The following is a 19,946-nucleotide window of genomic DNA, read 5'->3' as shown; positions in this document are numbered from 1 at the left end:
GAGATTTGGAGAGACCACAACACGCTATAGAGGCGAAATCTATAGCGGAGCTTGTGGTCTCTTTTTTCGTTATCAAAGGGAGGAATTACCATGAAATTTTCAAGTAAACAACGTAAAGACGTATTAAATGGAGTAAATAAACAAGAGTTAGATGTGATCGTAATTGGTGGAGGTATTACTGGTTCTGGTATTGCATTAGATGGGGCAACACGCGGTTTATCAACGATTGTGTTTGAAATGCAGGACTTTGCAGCAGGTACATCAAGTCGTTCAACGAAACTTGTACACGGCGGTTTACGTTATTTAAAACAACTTGAAGTGAAAATGGTAGCAGAGGTGGGGAAAGAGCGTGCGATCGTATATGAGAACGGTCCCCATGTAACAACACCAGAGTGGATGTTACTTCCGTTCCATACAGGCGGCACGTTCGGATCATTCAGTACATCAATTGGTCTTCGTGTATACGACTTCTTAGCAGGTGTAAAACGAAGCGAGCGCAGAAAGATGTTTAACCGTGAAGAAACGCTAAATAAAGAACCTCTTGTAAAACAAGAAGGATTAAAAGGCGGCGGTTACTACGTAGAATATCGTACAGACGATGCGCGTCTTACAATTGAAGTAATGAAAGAAGCGATTGAACACGGTGCGAAAGCTGTTAACTACGCAAAAGTAGACAGTTTTTTATATAAAGATGGAAAAGTATGCGGTGTACGTGTAATCGATTTACTAGACGGAGAAGTATACGAAGTTTACGGTAAGAAAATTGTAAACGCAGCTGGTCCTTGGGTAGATACACTTCGTGAAAAAGATAACTCTAAAAAAGGGAAAGTACTTCAGTTATCAAAAGGTGTGCATTTAGTAATTGACCAAAAACGTTTCCCATTAGGGCAAGCAATTTACTTTGATACACCGGATAAACGTATGGTGTTTGCGATTCCTCGCGAAGGAAAAACGTACGTAGGTACAACAGATACGTTCTATGATAAAGACGCAGCTGTACCGCACATGACAACAGAAGATCGCACATATATCATTAATGCGATTAACTACATGTTCCCAAGCGTGAAAATTACAGAAAAAGATGTGGAATCAAGCTGGGCTGGTGTACGTCCGCTAATTTATGAAGAAGGTAAGAATGCATCTGAAATTTCTCGTAAAGATGAAATTTGGACTTCTGAATCTGGTTTAATTACAATCGCGGGCGGTAAATTAACAGGATACCGCAAAATGGCTGAAATGGTAGTAGACTACGTAACGAATCTATTACAAAAAGAAGGCCATAGCGAATATAAGAAGAGCGATACGAAACATATGCCAATCTCTGGTGGTCATGTAAGTGGTTCACACGGATTCCCGGCATTTGTTGCGAAAAAAGCAGGCGAAGGTACGAAATATGGTTTAACGACAGCACAAGCGGAAAAATTCGCGAAATTCTACGGCTCTAACGTTGACGTACTGTTTGATTTAGCGAAAAAACATAAAGACGAAGCGAAAGAATACAACATGCCGCTAGACGTTCTAATCCCACTTGTATACGCAATGGATTACGAAATGACAGCGAAACCAGTTGACTTCTTCGTACGCCGCAGAGGCGCTGTATTCTTCAACATCCACTGGGTATACGAGTGGAAAGAAGCAGTAATCAACTACATGGCTGCGAAACTAGGCTGGAGCAAAGAAGAGCAAATGAAATACACAGCTGAATTAGAAAAAGCATTAAGCGACGCTGTCATTCCTGTAGATCAACAAGAGCAGGCAGCTGCGTTAGCGTAAAATAGAGAACCACCTGAAGGGGAGCCTTTAGGTGGTTTTTTTATGGGTTATTTTTCTAACTATGTTGCATAACGACATATGTTGTTATACGATGTATATAAGGAGGTGGTATTGTTGGACAAAGAAATCTTGAAGGGAAGTATAGATATTTTATTACTTTCTATCATTGCAAAACGTGATACATATGGATATGAAATAGCTCAAAGTTTAAAGGATGCAAGTGAAGATTTGTATAGTATGGGGCAGGGAACTTTGTATCCAGCTTTAAAGCGATTAGAAAAAAAGGAATTTCTTGAATCTTATTGGAATCAATCTGAGAATGGGATGAAAAGGAAATTTTATACTATTACAAGTAAAGGGAAAAAAGAATTGCAGAAGAAAGTGAACTCTTGGGAGCGTGTAACATCATTAATTCAAGCTTGTCAGAAAGGAGTTATTTATGATTGAATTTGATGAGTATATTAAGTCCATTTTAGCTTATTCAGAACTTAGTAATATTGAACAGGATGAGCTATTTCTAGAAATATATGATCACTTGAACAGCTTGAAAGAAGAATATATGGAACAAGGTATGAACGAAAAAGAAGCGATTTATAAAGCGCTTCAAAGTTTTGGCGAATCAAAAGTTATTGGTTTAGAGATTAATCAATCGGTATACGAAGTTCCTAGGCCATTAAAGGTAGTATCAAAAATTTTATGTATTCCTTATATAATCATTTGTTTTATTGTCTTTTTAGGAGCGTTTATTTCAAATTCTACATTTGACTCTGTTCGTAGTTTGACAAGTGGAACTGTCTATCATCCTATTGAATTTTGGCAGCAATTTTTACATATATCTGATTTAGAAACGCTGTTACAACTTTTTGGAATAACACTTTGGCAAATTAAAGATTTTATTGCGCATCCGGGTCTGTGGGGAAACTCAACTTATTGGTTAATCGTTTTACAACATATAATATTGTTAGTTCCATTTGGATTTTTCGTTCCAGTGTTGATTAATAAAGTGACTAACTATAAGAAAGCTTGTAAGTGGTATGTTATGGCCTTTCTTGCTTGGGAGTTATTACATTTACTAACTTTATCTGATGTTTTTGATGTGTGGCGGATTGCTATAAATATGATTGGTGCATCGATAGGATATCTTTTATTTATAAGCATGATACAAATGGATAATAAATTTAGGGTTATGCGCAAGAAGATATTTGAAAATTAACTTGCTATCATGTAGTTAAAATTATATAAATTTAGTTCGGTGGTAATAGAGTATCACTGAAAACATAGGTATTATGTAGTGAGTCGATTTTTTATACTCGTAATAGGTGTTGGTAGTTGTTTATCCATACTGTTATGAAATTGTTGCATAATCTGTCTTTATTGGCGCCATAAATGATGATAGCGTCGAAATGAAATACACAGCTGAACTAGAAAAAGCATTAACAGACGCTGTAATTCCTATAGATCAACAAGAACAGGCAGCTGCGTTAGCGTAAAATAGAAAACCACCTGAAGGGGAGCCTTTAGGTGGTTTTTGTTTTATTATGAATGCACTAAAATTTTGACTATAAGTGAATATAAAGTGTTGTATCATAATAAAAGGTTTACTCTTAGTAAAGAAAAATTAAGGTTTCAAAAAACGGTATGGACACTACCAACCGTATTTTTTTATAGATTTATAAAACTTTTCCATACAGTGCGTCGTCTAATATATGGGAAGGAGGAAATGATGTGGATGAATTAACGGTAGAAGTGTTTGAAATAGAAGATAAGGAACTCCTTATCGATGAAATAATGAACAAGTATGGACAAGAAGTCTTACAGCTTGTGTATTCATATGTGAATAATAAAGAGATTGCGGAGGATTTAACGCAAGATATATTTGTGAAATGTTATAAATCTCTTCATACATACAAAGGGAAGTCGAATGTGAAAACGTGGTTGTGGAGAATTGCGATTAATCATTGTAAGGACTATATAAAAAGTTGGTATAACAAAAAGGTAATCGTGACAGAGGATGAATCTGCTTATATTGAGGTTCAACATGATAGTGTCGAGCAAACGGTTATTCAAAATGCAGAGGATAGTAGGTTGGCTTCTGCAGTAATGAGTTTACCAATAAAATATCGAGAAGTCATTTATCTTTTTTATTATGAAGAATTATTAATTAAAGAGATTGCTACTGTAATAGAAGTGAAGGAAAACACGATAAAAACGAGACTGAAAAAAGCTAAGGAGCTTTTGAAGAAAGGATTGGAGGAATAATCAAATGGAAGATCGATTAAAAGGCTTGCGAAAATCAATGGAGAATACAGCGTTTAAACATTTGAGTTTTTCTGATCAGCATCGAAAGCGGGTACGTGAAAAAATCAATCAATCGTCCGAAAAGGAAGAAGATATCCTTTTAGCAGTGTTGCAACTTCTTATGAATGAAAAAACAGGTTATGAATTGATGCAGTTACTGCGGGGGAGAGGGATTCAAAAATTCGAAGGAAATGAAGGTTTTTTATATACCTTATTACATCGTCTAGAACAGAATCGCTTTATCCAATCTAGCTGGGATCATGCGGGAGCTAAATATTATCAATTAAATGACAAAGGAAACAAGATGCTGCGAAAGGCAGAAAAAGATTCTACGAAGGCACGGTTTATATTAAAAGGATTAGTACAGGAGTGAGATAAAATTGAACAAAAAAGGGGAGCGTTTTTTAAGCGAAGTTACGAATCATATTAAATCAAAAGAAGCAAAGAGCTTTGTAGCAACCGAACTAGATTTTCACTTAAAACAGGCGAAGAACACGTGGATAGAGAAAGGGTTAAGTGAGGAAATTGCTGAAAATAAAGCTGTGGAACAAATGGGAAGTCCGATTAAACTAGGGCAGGAGCTTAACAAACTTCATAAGCCAAAGGTTGATTGGTTCTTAATTATTTTATTAGTGGCTGCTATGGGATTAGGATTCTTGCCGGTTATAGCTTTTGGACATACAAATTATTTGCTAATGAATAAGGTGATTTTTGTTATTCTCGGTGTTGCAACAGCTGTAGGGATGATGCTAATCGATTATCGGAAGTTAGAGAGATTTGGATGGTTGTTTTATACAATTGGGGTACTGATCTTGTTAATGCTATATTGTTTTCCGAACGCTGGGATAAATGGGGAACCAATAATAAAAATTGGTCCTATTGCAATTGATCGTTTAATGGCAGTACCGTTCTTTTTTCTAGCTTGGGCTTCTTTTTTCAATAACAATAGATTGAAAGTTAGGTATCTTGTAGTGTTGTATTTATTTTCTTTGTATTTATTCTTAATTGGCGCAGCTTTTTCAGTGATTTTTATTTATATCACGATGGTATTCGTTATGCTTTGGTGGAGTAAGTTAGGAAAGAAAACGGCATTAATTATTACAATTGTACCAATTTGTTTATTGGTTATAAGGGCGTCTTTTTCCTGGCCCTCAGTAAAAGGATATCATTTGGATAGATTTTTAGGGTATTTGAGTCCAGAGCGTGATGCACATGGCGCAGGATTTATATATATACGTTTAAAAGAGGTAATGTCGTCAGCAGGCTGGTTTGGTACATATGGAGATGTAAAGCTCATCCCTAATCCAAATACTGATTTTGTATTTGCAAGTTTGACTTATTATTATGGATATGTGCTTGCACTGGTCCTTGTTTTAGTTCTTTCTCTTTTTGTAGCAAGGTTAGTGGTCATATCTTATAAAATAAATGACCGGTATGGTAAATTGCTTCTCGTTGGCGGAATGACTCTTTTTGTAGTCCAGTTCATTTATAACGTTGGAATGATATTAGGCTTATTACCGATTACTGCTATATCCTTACCTTTTATTAGTTATGGATTAACACCAACTGTATTTCATGCACTATTAATAGGAGTCGTACTAAGTGTTTACCGACGTAAAGATCTTTCGTTTAGAAGGAAAGAAACACCTTGATGATTATATAAGATGCTTGTAAAAGAATTCACTAGTATGTAGAGGGTTGTAAAGAATAACCCTCTTTTTGTGTTGGAATAAGTGAACTCGCTTCAATAGAAGTACATAATTCAGAACGAGAAAGTATTTCGGCTAATTGTTGTAAATATAAGTATTCTTCCGCATCTTTTTCAGAAGTGTTAGGATCCAATAAAGGTGAAGAAAGAAGTACATCAATCGTAAGTATGTCTGCATCATGAGAAATGATGTTATAACCTGCAAATACAGGTCGTTTTAAGTCTTTTACTTTTTGAATCATCTGATGAAATTTCGTAACATTTATATTGATTTTTGCTAATGGAAAGCATTTTTGGGTGGGATTTTCGATGGTTTTTCTAATTTTATAATCGTATACGTAATAGTATTTCTCTTGCTGCTCAAGTGTTTGTAACTCTTTCGTTAATAAGTGGTATGTATCTGTAAGGCCAGTTGTGAGTGCATCGTGTTCTGCGCTAACTAATAATGTGAAAGGTTTTGGTGATGAGATTTCGAGATGGCGGATGTTTAGGTCGGTAAAAGTAGGATTAGATTGTAAAATGGTATGTAATTTTTCGGTAGGGAACACGCCGTCATAAATAGCAATGAAATAATGATTCATCTTTTCACTCCTTATTTTTTTCTAAAATGATATATTCTATTTTTTAGTTGTAAGTCCTGCATAAAAAAGAAACACCTTGATAAAAATCAAGGTGTGTTCGTCACAAGCTCAAAACTCTCCGTATCAGCCCCCATCACAAAAGGACTAACCTCACCAACGCTATAAAGCTGCAATTCATGCATCGCGCGCGTACAAGCAGTGTAGAACAATCTACGAAGGCTTGCATCACTGTACACATCTTTAGAGGCATTGTAAATAATGACAGCATCAAATTCGATACCCTTCGCTAAATAAGCAGGGATAACGACAATGCCTTGCTCATACTCGGCTGAGTTACTTTTCACAAGTTTAATATTCTCGATATGACTGAGTGCTTCGAAGGCAGCAGCACTTTCAGCCGCGGATTTACATATAATTGCGATCGTATTGTGCTGTTGTTTTTGTAGTTCAGCAACTTTAGAAGTGATACGATCATGCAGTTCGCTGTAATCAGAAACTTTAGTCACTGTAGGTTTCTCGCCGTCACGTTCAAAGGCGTTAATATTCTTTCCTTCCGGTACGAGATAGCGTGTGAATTCAATAATCGGTTTTGTTGAACGATAGCTACGAGTTAAGTTAATGCCGTTCGTTTCATCTGGTCCGTATAAGCTAGTAAGTGTATTGAAATTCACTGCTTCACTCGCATGGGCAAATATCGCTTGGTTAAAGTCTCCGAGCACTGTCATTTTTGCGGCAGGGAAGAGACGTTTTAAAAACTCGAATTGAAACGGAGAGTAATCTTGCGCTTCGTCGACGAGTACGTGTTTAATCGATCTGTTCGTTTGGAAGCCTTCGATTAATTCTTTTAAGAGTAAAAATGGAGTCGCATCCTCGTAATATAGTTTTCCTTCATCAAGCATGTTCAAAGTTAGTGAACAAATGTCATCCCATTCTTTAGGCTTTTCGCCAGTAACCCATGATTCATCTGTGAAGAGTTGTTTATATATGCCTGTAAAATTGATAAAACGCAATGTTTGAACGCCTTTACGTAACGGTTTTAATTTTTTACGGACAATCATACGACCGAGTACTTTCGTTTCTTTTTCATAATCATTAAAGGAGTTGTCGTCAAACTCGCCCTTTTTCTGTAAATATTTATAAGCTTTTTGATACTCATCTTTACTAAGTAGTTCAATTTCTTCTTCTACCCAAGGCTTTTTCAGTTCTGTTTTTTCAATTGTGTCTATTTGTTTGTTTAGCCAATCCGTTAACTTCTCAATTCGATTATGGAAGCGGAGGGAGGAATCAGTATTATAAAATTGCTCTGTAATTTCTTTAGCAGAGGCAATCAGTTTTCCTCTAAACTTCATTCCTCTAAATAACATGCCTGAAGATTCAAGCGATTGTCTGTACGTTCTAATCATATCGAAAAATTGAGTAGAGGCTTTAAATCGAATGCTCGCATTTCTAGTTTTATAGGCAGGGCTATTCGTTTCAGTTAGCATATATTCTAATTGCTCGTAAGGATCCTCAACATCAAATGACTTACTTAGTCTATGGTTTAAATATTCTTGGAATGTAACTTGCTGCATATTTTCTTCGCCGAGTTCTGGCAGTACGTTAGATACGTAGCTGTTGAACATGGAGTTAGGGGAGAAGAGAATGATTTGATCTGCTTTTAGCCATTCGCGATATTTATATAGTAAGTAGGCGATTCGCTGCAATGCAGCTGACGTTTTACCGCTACCAGCAGCTCCTTGAACGATAAGTAGTCGCCCTTCATCGTGACGGATAATTTCATTTTGCTCGCGCTGGATAGTAGCAACGATACTTTGCATATGTTTGTTTGTTCCTTTTCCGAGCGCTTGTTGCAGAATTTCATCTCCAATTGTGAGGCTCGTATCGAACATTGAATCAATCTCGCCATTCTGAATAATATATTGTAATTTCTTCTCCACATTGCCGTGGATTACGCCTCCTGGTGTACTGTACTCAGCTGGTCCTGGTGGATAATCGTAGTAAACACTTGAAATTGGTGCGCGCCAATCGTATATAAGAAAGTTTTCTCCGCTTGCATCGGTAAGTGTAGCCACCCCGATATAAATTTGTTCTGCGCCAGATTCTCCTTCTTCTTTGAAATCAATTCGTCCGAAGTAAGGTGCTTTATGCATACGGCGTAGTGCGGCAAGTCGATTAAAGGTATGCTTATGGGTAATTTGTGTTACGGCTAGTGACTGAGCTTGTTGTCTTAAGTTGATAACTGTTTCAAGATAATCGTCAAAAGTATCAGTGTTAACTTTTACATCATCCCAGAAGTGTTTACGAATGTTGATTACTTCTGCCCGACGTCTGCCAGTGTCGCTTTCCAGTTTATCAATTTGCTCCGTAATCGTTTCTATTACGGTATCCAATCGTTTTTGCTCTTGATCAAGTTTTTTGTTCATACGTAAGCACTCCTTTAAAAGTGAAAAATAGAGGTTGACTGAAGATGTGTTTTGTTGTACAATTAAGATACGGATAAATACATTCTATTATTTTTTAAGAATGCGTTTCTGTACTAATTTAACATAGTTTTTTAATTTAATCAATGATAATAAGATAAACCTTGGTTCCGCATGTGATGGAATCGAGGTTTTTTATGTTGAATGGAGTAAGAGGGGTACGGAAATGATTCTGGGTATGAGGGGCCACTAGGGGATTTAAAATGGTGTAGAAATTCATTATGTTAAAAATACTAGAACAGATGAATTTGATGATTTTAAATTTAAAAATTAATTTTTTGTTGATAGGAGCTTGTATATGAAGGTACTGTGTATAAAAAATTCAGGAGATACATTTTCAGAGGGTTTATTAAAACAAGGATATAATCGAGACTCGATTATAAATTTAGAAATCCATAAGGAATATGTGGTTTATGGTATTAGTTCATTGAATGGAGAATTAGACTATTTAATCTTAGGTGAAAATGAAAACTTGCCTTCATGGTACCCAGCCGAATTGTTTGAAGTATCTAATCCTTTACAACCTTTAGAATGGTATTTTGCGGATCATAAAAATAGTAAAGCGACAACAATAGAATATATATGGGGTTATAAAGAATTAGCTTTAAATGATAGACATGCTCTTGGTTTAATGGGAAGAGAGAATAAAGATATGGAAATATTTTTAAAGCGTAAAGCTGAAATTGATGAATTTGATGAATTGTAATAGTAAAGGAACTGATTAACTTATAAAAAACGTAGGAATTAAATATGCCTACGTTTTTTTGTACATAACATTTAAATAAACACATATCCACAAATAGCGGGATAAAACTACTACAAAATAAAAAAAGCCCGGGCCTAAGCCCAAGCTTTTTTCAATTCATTATTTCTTTTCGTCTTTCTTAGCGTCAGCTTTTTTCTCTTCGAAAAGATCTTTCAAATCTTTATCGTCAACTTTTACGTCAGCTTTTTTGATTTCTTTCATCATAAGATCGTTCATGAATTCGCCGTCTTGTGCTTTCTTCGCAACTAACTCTTTTTTCAGGTCAGCTTTTGATTGCTCAAATGATTTTTCTGGTTCTTTAATGTCTGTTACTTTAATGATATGGTAACCAAATTGTGTTTTTACAGGCTCGCTTACTTCATCTTTTTTAAGTTTAGAAGCAGCATCTTCGAATTCTTTAACCATTTTACCATGTTCGAAGAATCCTAAGTCGCCACCTTTTTCTTTTGAAGCAGTATCTTCAGAGTATTGTTTCGCTAACTCTTCGAAAGATTTACCTTGTCCAAGTTCTTCTTTAACCTTTTTAGCAGTCGCTTCATCTTTTACAAGAATGTGGCTTGCCTTAACTTGAGGCTTGTAGTTATCTTTTAATTCTTTATCAGTGATTGTTTTCTCGATAGCTTGTTCTTGAGCTAATGAAGCGCGAACGCCATTTTTAACTGTTTCTTCTTTAAGGCCTTGTTGTTTCATTAGTGTATCGAATTGGTCACCGACTTGCTTTTTCATTTCATCGAACTTTTTGTCTACTTCTTTGTCATCGACTTTGTAGTTTTTAATAAGTACTTTTTCCATAACCATGTTATTTAGTACTTGTTTACCAGCTTGTGTCTTCATTTGATTGTAGAACTCTTCTTTAGTGATGTCACCAGCTTTAGATGTAACAATTTTGTCTGATGATGATGATGTTCCACATGCTGATAATGCGATTACACTTGTTGCGGCTAAGGCAAGCATAGCTTTCTTCATTCAATAAACACTCCTACTATTATGTATTTTTAATTTATCCCATACGAATGAAGAAACGCCTTATGATAGGTTGTTTTCGTTCATAAGAACCTGATTAAGTCTCACTGATGTCTTTGCTTTTTTTATATGTAAAAGCACGCTTAACAGGGCTTACCGAGGCTTTAGGATAAAGTTTAGATGCGTGTCGTTTATTTCATAGTATAAGCAATATGTACAAAATTTAATATATCATATTTCGACGGGTTTTCCTATTGATAAAGAAATTTTAACCAGTTTGTGTCAGATTTTGAAAGGGTACCATATTGGGCGCATGTCGCATATACAGAAAAGAGGAGGGGATGGGGGATGAATTCAAAACTTATTTTATTACTTGTACTGTTTATTTTATTAGTTATAGTAGGTATAATTTGCTTATAGAGGAAAAAAATGAGGAAGGGGCTTCCTTCCTCACTTTCCATGAAATATAATTTCTACATAACTAGAAATTAATAGAATGGTAATACATACATTAATAACTCGAAAGACACCGGGCTGGCGGCTCGCAGATATTTGTTTTCGCTCACACAGTGTATGTGTCATGAAATTCGTGTAAAATATAACAAGAAGTGCGAAGGCAACAAAAACAACGGTTATAAGAGTCATGAGGCGAGACCTCCTTTTGGCTAAAATACATATACTTTATATATTGTATCATACGATATTTTGTTCGTGTTACAAAATTCAGAAATAGAAGACTTTGTGTTAGGAAGCGAGGGAGAAAATGGACGTTGTAAGAAGACTAGAACAAGCTGAATACTACGTAGACCTACTATTTAAAATGATTGATGAAGAAAAGTGTCCATTTTATTCTTTAATCATAAAGAAAAAAGCTCGTAAAAAAGACATTGAACGTATACTAAAACTTTGTGAAAAGCTGAACGAACAATATGTAGTGGAGAAAGCAGAAGGCCTTCTATTGTTTGATGCGCTATTAGATCAATTTGAAAAAGCGCTTCCACATCAGCTCGAAGTACACGAAACTGCGGAAGCGCTAGCAAAACAGGGCTTATTTGTGCCACTTATGAATGAATTCTTACGCATGATTGCGAAAGGATAAATAGATTATTTCTTAACTAATTTTTGATCGGTCTCCGTAAAGTTCTCCTCAATATTCTCTAATGATTTCTCAAAAATATCGATGAAGTCCTGTCCGTAAATATTGCGAAGGATCGCAATAAGTTCGATATTTTCTGGGAACTTACCGTAAAAATTACGAAGTTCAAGTGCCCCATTAAAAACAGAATTATTTTCAGGGTCATACTCCTCCATTAAGCGAAGTAGTAATTCTTCCCCTTTGTCTGTAATTTCAATGTACGTATTTCGTTTATCATCTTCTTTTTTAGAGAATACAAGATAGCCGCGTTCTTCTAGCTTTTTAGAGAAGTTAAACGCCGTTGATACGTGCATAACTCCAAACTTAGCAATCTCAGAAATAGAAGCCCCTTTTAAATGATAAGCGATTGATAAAATATGATGCTCGTTAATGTTTAAATCGTAAGGTTTAATCCATTGTTGCCAATCTTTCTCTACGCATTTCCATAACGCTTTCGATAATTGAGCAATACGTTGGCTGAAAATCATCGCTTCTTTTACCGAGTAATTTTTTTCTCCACTTTTCATTTACTCACCCACTTTAACATTCTTTTTTCATTATTATCTATTATGCCAGTAAAATAAAAATTAATAAAGTCTTTTTGTGAGAATTGTGAAAATTTTTCGGAAAAATAACATTCTATACAAATCATGCATAACTATGGAAGCGTTTTATGAGTCGAGAATACATGTGTTGTCTTTACATGTTAAGGGATAACATATATTGTAAATGCATAAAAACACGGCATATCTATGTGATATGCCGTGTTAAGGTCAATTCGTATGAAAAATATTTGTTATATGCAAAAAACTAAGCAGGAATATGTTTACGCTTTTTCTGGAACGGCTTCTTGTAGTTTCTCAATTGACTTTTGAATGTCTAAAATTTCTTTTTCAATATGTCGTTTGTTTTGAGAAATATCTTGTTTCCAGTTAGAAAGCGTGTCATGCATATCGTCTTTTAGTTCTTGGAATACTTCTTTACCTTCTGAAGCAGTTTCAACGATTTGACGCTTTAATAACTTTGTATCAGCTGTAATATCAGCCAATGTCTTTTTAATATCAGTTCCTTTTTCTTTCAGCTTACCGCGCATAGCTTTACCAGAAGAAGGAGTTGAGAAAAGAACGGCTAGTCCAGCAACTGCTCCGCCGCAAAGTACACCTGTAATAAAGGATTTAGCTTTTGACATAAAAGGAAACCTCCTTATTTTTCGTTCGTATTCATGATGTATAAAAGTGTGCATATCTTTAAGACAAGGGGAAGAAAAGTGAGCTTTTCTCTCTTGTACATGCTATGCACAAAAAATCATACCCCCGGCATTCTTTGTGAAGAAAGAAGCCATACAATAAATGCCAGAGGAATCGGCTTGTTATGTATTACTTCTTATTATAGTGGCACTATTTCACACTATTTGCAATTGTACTTGCGATGTTTTGTAAATTTTCCATTGTGTATTCATTTTGGTGTGATTTCCAAACAGCACCGAAACCATCGTTTTCACCGTAGCGTGGAATTAAATGAAGGTGGAAGTGGAATACAGTTTGTCCAGCTTTCTCGCCGTTATTGTTAAGTAGGTTGAAACCAACTGGATTAAATTCTGCTTTCATTGCATTTGCGATTTTTGGAACGACAGCAAAAATATGTGATGCGATTTCTGGCGTTAACGCAAAAATGTCTTGTTTGTGTACTTTCGGAATAACAAGAGTATGTCCTTTTGTTACTTGACTAATATCTAAAAATGCAAGTACATGCTCATCTTCGTATACTTTTGAGCAAGGGATTTGCCCGTCAATGATTTTACAAAAAATACAATTGTCCGCTGTATGATTCATCGATCTCATCCTTTCAAATAGTCTTAGCCGTATTTTACCATAATTACATAGGAGAACAAACACGAAAAACAGGAAGCTGACTCAGCTTCCTGTTTTCTGAAGAGGGATTGAAAAAGCATTTTTTATAATTTACGGTTCGCAGACACCTCATTTATATAAGAAATGCACGGTAAATCGGCTAAAGTTTCTGCCGTAGACACCCCATTTTCAAGTGAAATGAATTGCAATCTTTTTTAAAAATGAAATTGTTTATTTTATAAAACAGTATATGCTCTTTCGGAGACACCCCGTTTCGAAAATGAAACAAATTATCTGGTTATGTGTAAATTTCATTGTCCAATTTGGACACCCCATTTCATGATGACTTCACTATGTTGTTGTACTCATCAATTGGTGGTTGCTTTTTCAATGTGTTCCTTCTTCACTAATTATGATGTCCGCTTTCGTAAAAATATATGCCAAGAAATTAAAATTTTTTTTTGAAGGCATCGATACTATGTAGTGCACCATGATTTTTGGTAAGATGAGTATATACATTTCTTACAAAAGTGAATGAATATAAATGAAGAAAGTGGTGTCGTATGAGCGAGTTATTGCGTGTAGAAAATGTTACAGGAGGATATACGAAACGACCTGTACTGCAAAATGTTTCGTTCTCTGTTAATAAAGGCGAACTTGTCGGCTTAATCGGTTTAAATGGAGCCGGGAAAAGTACGACAATTAAACATATCATCGGTTTAATGGAGCCGAAAAAAGGAACTGTCACAATTAATGGGAAAACAATTCGTGATGATATGACAGCGTACCGTTCTAGTTTCTCCTTCATTCCAGAAACGCCAGTATTATATGATGAGTTAACGTTAGAAGAGCATTTGAAATTAACAGCGATGGCGTACGGTGTAGATGAAAAACAATATGAAGAACGCGTAGGACAACTATTACAAGAGTTTCGCATGAAAAATCGCTTAAAATGGTTTCCGTCTCATTTCTCAAAAGGGATGAAACAAAAAGTGATGATTATGAGTGCATTTTTAGTTGAACCATCACTTTACATTGTGGACGAACCTTTCGTGGGGCTTGATCCGTTAGCGATTCAATCACTTCTTCAAATGATGGATCAAATGAAAAAGAGTGGTGCGGGCATTTTAATGAGTACACATATTTTAGCGACAGCAGAGCGCTATTGTGATTCATTCATCATTTTGCATCAAGGTGAAGTGAGAGCGATGGGAACATTATCAGAACTTCAATCCGGGTTTAATATGCCTGGTGCAACGCTTGATGATATTTATATTGCGTTAACGAAGGAAGAAGATTATGAATAGCACAGCGTTATGGAAAGAACGATTTCGGCACTTTCTAAAAGAAGTTCGTACATATAGTAAATACGTATTTAATGATCATTTGAAATTTATTTTCGTATTTATCATCGGTGCAGGAGCGTATTATTACCAGCAATGGTTACAAACGTTAACACCTTCGTTTCCGACAGCGATTGTTATGGCAGTCTTACTTGGCCTCGTATTAACAGCTGGGTCAGTCCAAACGTTATTAAAAGAAGCAGACCTCGTGTATTTGCTGCCAGTTGAAGAAAAGTTAAAGCCTTACTTTACGAAGGCATTTCTCTTTACGTTTATGATTCAGTTATACATAATCGCAATGGTAGCCGCTGCGCTTGCCCCGTTATACTTCCAGCAAATGAAACAAACAGGTGCCAATTACATATGGATTGTAATCGCGTTTGTCATTGTAAAAGCGTGGAATTTATTCGTAGCGTGGGAAAAATCATTTTTAACAGATCAAAATGTACAAAGAGCGGATTGGTTTATTCGTTTTATTTTAAACGGCTTATTTGTGTACGTCCTTGTAGAACGTACTTCAGTCATTTTTACCGGTGTGATTGTCTTTTTAATGGCGCTATACCTTGCTGTTATGCATCAAAAGGTGAAGGGAAAGCCGCTAAACTGGGAGTATTTAATTTCTGAAGAAGGTAAAAAAATGATGCTGCTGTACCGGATTGCGAATATGTTCGTTGATGTACCAGCGTTAAAAGAGAGAGTATCACGTAGGAAATGGCTTGATTTCATTCTTTCGATGATCGGTGAGAAACGTACATATTTATACTTATATACGAGAACATTTTTAAGATCGGGTAACTATTTCGGATTATATATGCGTTTACTCGTTCTTGGGGGAATTATTCTTTACTTTATCCCATTTTTATATGGACGTTTTATCGTAAGCCTTGTTTTCTTATACTTAATCGGCTACCAGCTCTTAACCCTTTGGAAACATCACCGTATGAAAGTTTGGCTTGATTTATATCCGGTAGGGGGAGACGAGAAGAAGAGAGATTTTCTTACTTTATTAAATGCGATTCTTATCATTGGTAGCGTTGTATTTACAATTATATTTGCACTTGCGACGAAAGATTTCATAATGACCGGCATTTTATTTGTCGTAAGTATAATATTTAGTATCGGTTTCGTTTACCAGTACGGGGCGAAACGAATTGAGCGTTTAAACTGAAAGGAATGAACCTATGATTACATATGAAGAGAAGGTTATAAAAGAATTGGAGCAGTGGAAAGCTACATTCATGAAAGATTCTTCTATGATGACACGGTTCTCTAAAAAAGTGCAGGTGAAAGTGCAACAACTAGTGCCCGCGAAAGTGCAAAAGGTACTAACAGAAACGATTCGGATGATGGTGCAAACAATTAGCGCTGGATCAAACTTCATAAAACCGAAGCTAAAAGAAACGAACTGGTCACTGCAAAGAAGAGATGATGAAGTACGTAAAAAAATGGATGAGTACAAAAAAGTTGCAGCGGCAGAAGGGGCAGGAACAGGAGCAGGTGGTATTCTCCTTGGCCTTGCCGATTTCCCGTTATTACTTACTATTAAAATAAAATTTTTATTTGATGCAGCAACATTGTACGGATTTGATACGAGTAAAAAAGAAGAACGTCTTTTTATTCTTCACGTTTTCCAGCTTGCTTTTTCAAGTGACGATTACCGAAAAGAAGTATGGAAAGCGATTGAAACGTGGGATACAGAAGAAGAAAATCATATGGACTGGGAAAAGTTCCAAACAGAATACCGAGACTATATCGATTTAGCAAAAATGCTCCAGCTCGTCCCAATCATCGGTGCCCCGGTTGGCGCATATGCGAATTATCAATTGTTGCAAAGGCTTGGGGAAGTAACGATGAATTGTTATCGTATGCGCTTGCTTAATAGAAATTAATTTGTTTTAAAAAAAGCATCCTAAATTACATATTTAGGATGCTTTTTTTATTTTTATTCATATTTTTAATTTTTTTACCAATAATATACAGATAAAGTTACTTGAGCTTACTTTACTGTATTTAGGGGTGCAAAATATGAAAGTATCAATATTTATTACTTGTGTTGCAGATGTTTTTTATCCAGAAGTAGGGAAAGATGTTGTGGAAATTCTTGAAGATTTAGGGTGTGAAGTTGATTTTCCTAAAAATCAAACTTGCTGCGGACAACCTGCTTATAATAGCGGGTATGTTAAAGAAACAAAAACAGCTGCAAAACATATGATTGAAGCCTTTGCTAGTTCAGAATATGTTGTGGCACCATCGGGCTCTTGCGCTATGATGGTTCACGAGTTTTCTAGCTTATTTTCTGAAAGTGAAGCGGAGTGGAAGAAAAAAGCTACTGAACTTGGAAATAAAACATATGAATTCACACAATTTCTTGTTGAAGTATTAGGAAAAGAAAATTTAGGTGCAGAGCTTCATAAAAGAGCAACGGTTCATACATCTTGTCATATGAGCCGATTAATGGGGATTAAGGAACCGCCGCAAAAATTATTAAAATGTGTAAAGGGACTGGAAGTTGTTTCACTACCGCATAATTATGATTGCTGCGGATTTGGAGGTACATTCTCAGTGAAAATGCCAGAAATTTCTGAGCAAATGGTTGAGGAAAAAGTAAAGCATATTATGGAAACCGGTGCGGAAGTGTTAATTGGGATGGATTGTAGCTGCTTAATGAATATAAAAGGACGTTTAACACGCAATGGTTATCCAATTGATGTAAAACATATTGCTCAAGTATTAAATGAAGATCGAAAACAAGGGGGGATATAGAGATGGGAATGAAAATTGGGAACGATCCCTTTCATAAGCGTACTAAAACAGGCATTGGGGATCAATTTATGCGACAGGCTGTCAGGAAAGCGCAAGATGGTCTTAGAATCAAGAAATTAAAAGCTACTGAGAGTCTTGGGAATTGGGAGGAATGGCGAGCTTTAGGAGAAGAAATTCGAAAACATACATTAGAAAACCTTGATTATTATTTATATGAGCTGAGTGAAAATATTGAAAAAAACGGTGGTTTTGTTTATTTTGCAAAGACTGCAGAAGATGCAAGGGAATATGTAAAAGAGATTGTAAAAAAGAAAAATGCGAAAAAAATTGTGAAATCAAAATCGATGGTAACAGAAGAGATTAGTTTAAATGAAGCGATTGAAGAAGCTGGAGCAGAAGTATTAGAAACAGATCTTGCTGAATTTATTCTACAAGTAAATGACCACGATCCTCCCTCGCATATTGTTGTTCCATGCCTTCACAAAGATAAAGAACACATTTGTGAAATATTTAAAACAAAATTAAATTACGCTGGAACATCTGATCCTACGGAAATGGCGAGGTTTGTAAGATCATATTTACGGGATGATTTTTTTGCAGCGGATATAGGAGTGACTGGATGTAACTTTGCTGTTGCAGAGTCGGGATCAATTTCTATCGTAGCAAACGAAGGAAATGCAAGACTTACTACGACACTTCCGAAAACGTTGATTACAGTTATGGGGATGGAACGTATTGTTCCAACATGGGAAGAGCTTGATGTTTTAGTAACACTTCTATGCCGAAGTTCTGTAGGACAAAAGTTAACAAGTTATATTACAGGATTAACTGAGCCTGGCGGAACAGATGGACCTGAGGAATTTCATTTAGTCATTGTTGATAATGGCCGTTCCGATATTGTAGGAACAGAATTCCAAAGTGTCCTTCAGTGCATTCGTTGCGCGGCATGTATTAATGTGTGTCCTGTATACAGGCATATTGGTGGACATGCATATGGCTCTATTTATCCAGGACCAATTGGAGCTGTGTTGACACCGCTTTTAGGGGGATATGATGAATATAAGGATTTACCTTACGCATCTAGCCTTTGTGGTGCTTGTACAGAAGCGTGTCCAGTGAAAATCCCGTTACATGACTTATTAATTAAACATCGCAGCCGCATTGTAGAAGAAAAACGATCACCTGTAGCTTGGAACGTGGCTATGAAAGGTTTTGAAAAAGCGGTGAAGAGTCCTAGACTATTTTCTTTTGCAGCGAAGAGCGCTCCGTATGCATTAAAACCTCTTGCAAAAGGGGATAAGATCGAGCGCGGCATTGGGCCGTTAAAAGCTTGGACGGATGCGAGAGATTTTCCAGTTCCGAAAAAACAACCGTTTCGAGAGTGGTTTGAAAAACACGAAAAGGAGAACAATGATGGCCATCCAAAATCGTGAGGAATTTTTACTCCAGTTATCAGAAAAGCTTGGTAGGAAACGTCCAGAAGCAGTGAAAAAACCGAACTGGTCTTTTTCCCCGCAGTGGGATGTTTTTGACGGACTGGCGCAAGATGAACTTGTATTAAAGTTAATGGAGCACTGCGAAGTTATTCATACAGAAGTAAAGCGAACAACAAAGGAAAATCTTGTTGAAACATTGGGGTCTTTTATAAAAGGTTGGAATATCAAATCTGTTATATGTTCGAATGATGAGCGCTTTAATGAGTATGGTCTTACACCATGTTTCAGCAATGAAGGAACAACATATTTTCGTACATGGGGATTAGATCATAAAGAAGAGGACATAAAATTTGCGAAAGCTGCTGACCTTGGTATTACGTTCAGTGATATGACTCTGGCAGAATCAGGAACTGTTGTGCTATTTAATGATGGGTTAAAAGGAAGGCATGTTAGTCTTCTTCCGGAGTCATACATTGCAATCGTTCCTAAAAGTACGATCGTACCAAGGTTAACCCAAGCTACAAAACTGATTCATAATCAAAGTAAAGAGGGAGAAAACTTGCCGGCTTGTGTGAACTTCGTTTCTGGTCCATCAAATAGCGCAGATATTGAAATGAACCTTGTCGTAGGTGTACATGGGCCAATTAGAACAGCATATATTATTGTGGATGATCAATAATGATTTATGTTTGTGACAGAGCGTGAAATATAGCTGAAACATTATAAGAGTACTGAAAATAGAAAGCGCGGGTTGTTAAATATAACCGGGGCTTTCTATTTTGTGTGCCCTTACTGGTGAAGAAACCTTAAGAAGGAAAATTTAAATCTCTGTTTCAGTTTTCTACGCTAC

21 protein-coding genes are annotated in these 19,946 nt (G+C 36.1%); 14 read left to right on the top strand and 7 right to left on the bottom strand.

The window, feature by feature from the left end:
• Nucleotides 1-90 precede the first annotated feature (90 nt).
• From glpD to JFT89_RS08800, 6 genes are all read left to right on the top strand, one after another.
• Nucleotides 91-1,773: an aerobic glycerol-3-phosphate dehydrogenase gene (glpD, locus tag JFT89_RS08825; protein ID WP_016094610.1), complete on the top strand. Its 1,683-nt coding sequence runs from the start codon at nt 91-93 to the stop codon at nt 1,771-1,773.
• Nucleotides 1,774-1,887: 114 nt separating this feature from the next.
• On the top strand, nt 1,888-2,220 hold the full coding sequence (locus JFT89_RS08820; protein ID WP_201039774.1) for a PadR family transcriptional regulator: 333 nt from the start codon (nt 1,888-1,890) through the stop codon (nt 2,218-2,220).
• Complete coding sequence (locus JFT89_RS08815) at nt 2,213-2,986, top strand: VanZ family protein (protein WP_201039773.1); 774 nt, start codon at nt 2,213-2,215, stop codon at nt 2,984-2,986. Before JFT89_RS08820 ends, JFT89_RS08815 begins: the two co-directional genes overlap by 8 nt.
• Nucleotides 2,987-3,498: 512 nt before the next feature.
• Complete coding sequence (locus JFT89_RS08810; protein ID WP_002064109.1) at nt 3,499-4,032, top strand: sigma-70 family RNA polymerase sigma factor; 534 nt, start codon at nt 3,499-3,501, stop codon at nt 4,030-4,032.
• 4 nt (nt 4,033-4,036) lie between these two features.
• Nucleotides 4,037-4,444, top strand: coding sequence for a PadR family transcriptional regulator (locus tag JFT89_RS08805; protein WP_016094607.1), 408 nt, complete (start codon nt 4,037-4,039; stop codon nt 4,442-4,444).
• Nucleotides 4,445-4,451: 7 nt separating this feature from the next.
• Nucleotides 4,452-5,723 carry an FtsW/RodA/SpoVE family cell cycle protein gene (locus tag JFT89_RS08800; protein WP_201039772.1) on the top strand — a complete coding sequence of 424 codons (1,272 nt, stop codon included), beginning with the start codon at nt 4,452-4,454 and terminating at the stop codon, nt 5,721-5,723.
• A gap of 31 nt (nt 5,724-5,754) precedes the next feature.
• On the opposite strand, the gene JFT89_RS08795 is transcribed toward JFT89_RS08800, so the two are convergent.
• Together JFT89_RS08795 and helD are read right to left on the bottom strand one after the other, a co-directional pair.
• Nucleotides 5,755-6,360 carry a hypothetical protein gene (locus tag JFT89_RS08795; RefSeq protein WP_201039771.1) on the bottom strand — a complete coding sequence of 202 codons (606 nt, stop codon included), beginning with the start codon at nt 6,358-6,360 and terminating at the stop codon, nt 5,755-5,757.
• 86 nt (nt 6,361-6,446) lie between these two features.
• Nucleotides 6,447-8,783, bottom strand: a complete 2,337-nt coding sequence (helD, locus tag JFT89_RS08790) for an RNA polymerase recycling motor HelD (protein ID WP_201039770.1) — start codon at nt 8,781-8,783, stop codon at nt 6,447-6,449.
• A gap of 355 nt (nt 8,784-9,138) precedes the next feature.
• On the opposite strand from helD, the gene JFT89_RS08785 reads away from it, so the two are divergent.
• Nucleotides 9,139-9,546, top strand: coding sequence for a hypothetical protein (locus JFT89_RS08785; RefSeq protein WP_016094604.1), 408 nt, complete (start codon nt 9,139-9,141; stop codon nt 9,544-9,546).
• A 159-nt stretch (nt 9,547-9,705) separates the two neighbouring features.
• Here the strand turns inward: JFT89_RS08785 and prsA are convergent, their stop codons facing one another.
• Entirely contained in the window at nt 9,706-10,572 is an 867-nt protein-coding gene (gene prsA, locus JFT89_RS08780) for a peptidylprolyl isomerase PrsA (RefSeq protein ID WP_016094603.1), read from the bottom strand.
• A gap of 447 nt (nt 10,573-11,019) precedes the next feature.
• Nucleotides 11,020-11,214 (bottom strand): hypothetical protein, encoded by a 195-nt coding sequence (locus JFT89_RS08775; RefSeq protein WP_000172693.1) that lies wholly within the window; start codon nt 11,212-11,214, stop codon nt 11,020-11,022.
• Between the two features lie 118 nt (nt 11,215-11,332).
• On the opposite strand from JFT89_RS08775, the gene JFT89_RS08770 reads away from it, so the two are divergent.
• Entirely contained in the window at nt 11,333-11,668 is a 336-nt protein-coding gene (locus JFT89_RS08770) for a YhaI family protein (RefSeq protein WP_002030209.1), read from the top strand.
• 5 nt (nt 11,669-11,673) lie between these two features.
• On the opposite strand, the gene JFT89_RS08765 is transcribed toward JFT89_RS08770, so the two are convergent.
• The 3 genes from JFT89_RS08765 to JFT89_RS08755 all read right to left on the bottom strand — a co-directional run bounded on the left by JFT89_RS08765 (nt 11,674) and on the right by JFT89_RS08755 (nt 13,536).
• The gene (locus tag JFT89_RS08765) at nt 11,674-12,231 is read right to left on the bottom strand and encodes an HTH-type transcriptional regulator Hpr (protein WP_002011118.1); all 558 of its coding nucleotides are present in this window, start codon (nt 12,229-12,231) and stop codon (nt 11,674-11,676) included.
• A 299-nt stretch (nt 12,232-12,530) separates the two neighbouring features.
• Nucleotides 12,531-12,893, bottom strand: a complete 363-nt coding sequence (locus JFT89_RS08760) for a YtxH domain-containing protein (RefSeq protein ID WP_002011120.1) — start codon at nt 12,891-12,893, stop codon at nt 12,531-12,533.
• Between the two features lie 208 nt (nt 12,894-13,101).
• Nucleotides 13,102-13,536 carry an HIT family protein gene (locus JFT89_RS08755; protein ID WP_001016832.1) on the bottom strand — a complete coding sequence of 145 codons (435 nt, stop codon included), beginning with the start codon at nt 13,534-13,536 and terminating at the stop codon, nt 13,102-13,104.
• Between the two features lie 581 nt (nt 13,537-14,117).
• Here JFT89_RS08755 and ecsA point away from each other — a divergent pair.
• The 6 genes from ecsA to JFT89_RS08725 all read left to right on the top strand — a co-directional run bounded on the left by ecsA (nt 14,118) and on the right by JFT89_RS08725 (nt 19,775).
• Complete coding sequence (gene ecsA, locus JFT89_RS08750; RefSeq protein ID WP_001292616.1) at nt 14,118-14,861, top strand: ABC transporter ATP-binding protein EcsA; 744 nt, start codon at nt 14,118-14,120, stop codon at nt 14,859-14,861.
• Nucleotides 14,854-16,065 (top strand): ABC transporter permease, encoded by a 1,212-nt coding sequence (locus JFT89_RS08745; RefSeq protein WP_201039769.1) that lies wholly within the window; start codon nt 14,854-14,856, stop codon nt 16,063-16,065. The genes ecsA and JFT89_RS08745 overlap by 8 nt, the downstream gene beginning before the upstream one ends.
• A gap of 13 nt (nt 16,066-16,078) precedes the next feature.
• Nucleotides 16,079-16,786 carry an ecs operon protein EcsC gene (ecsC, locus tag JFT89_RS08740; protein ID WP_002011122.1) on the top strand — a complete coding sequence of 236 codons (708 nt, stop codon included), beginning with the start codon at nt 16,079-16,081 and terminating at the stop codon, nt 16,784-16,786.
• 136 nt (nt 16,787-16,922) lie between these two features.
• Complete coding sequence (locus tag JFT89_RS08735) at nt 16,923-17,660, top strand: (Fe-S)-binding protein (RefSeq protein WP_016094601.1); 738 nt, start codon at nt 16,923-16,925, stop codon at nt 17,658-17,660.
• Between the two features lie 2 nt (nt 17,661-17,662).
• Nucleotides 17,663-19,093, top strand: a complete 1,431-nt coding sequence (locus JFT89_RS08730) for a LutB/LldF family L-lactate oxidation iron-sulfur protein (protein WP_002064119.1) — start codon at nt 17,663-17,665, stop codon at nt 19,091-19,093.
• Entirely contained in the window at nt 19,074-19,775 is a 702-nt protein-coding gene (locus JFT89_RS08725) for a LutC/YkgG family protein (RefSeq protein ID WP_016094600.1), read from the top strand. Before JFT89_RS08730 ends, JFT89_RS08725 begins: the two co-directional genes overlap by 20 nt.
• The last annotated feature ends 171 nt before the right edge of the window (nt 19,776-19,946 follow it).

It is taken from the genome of Bacillus sp. TH25 (assembly GCF_016650935.1).
GTDB lineage: Bacteria > Bacillota > Bacilli > Bacillales > Bacillaceae_G > Bacillus_A > Bacillus_A mycoides.
This window is presented reverse-complemented; position numbering and strand designations above follow the sequence as displayed.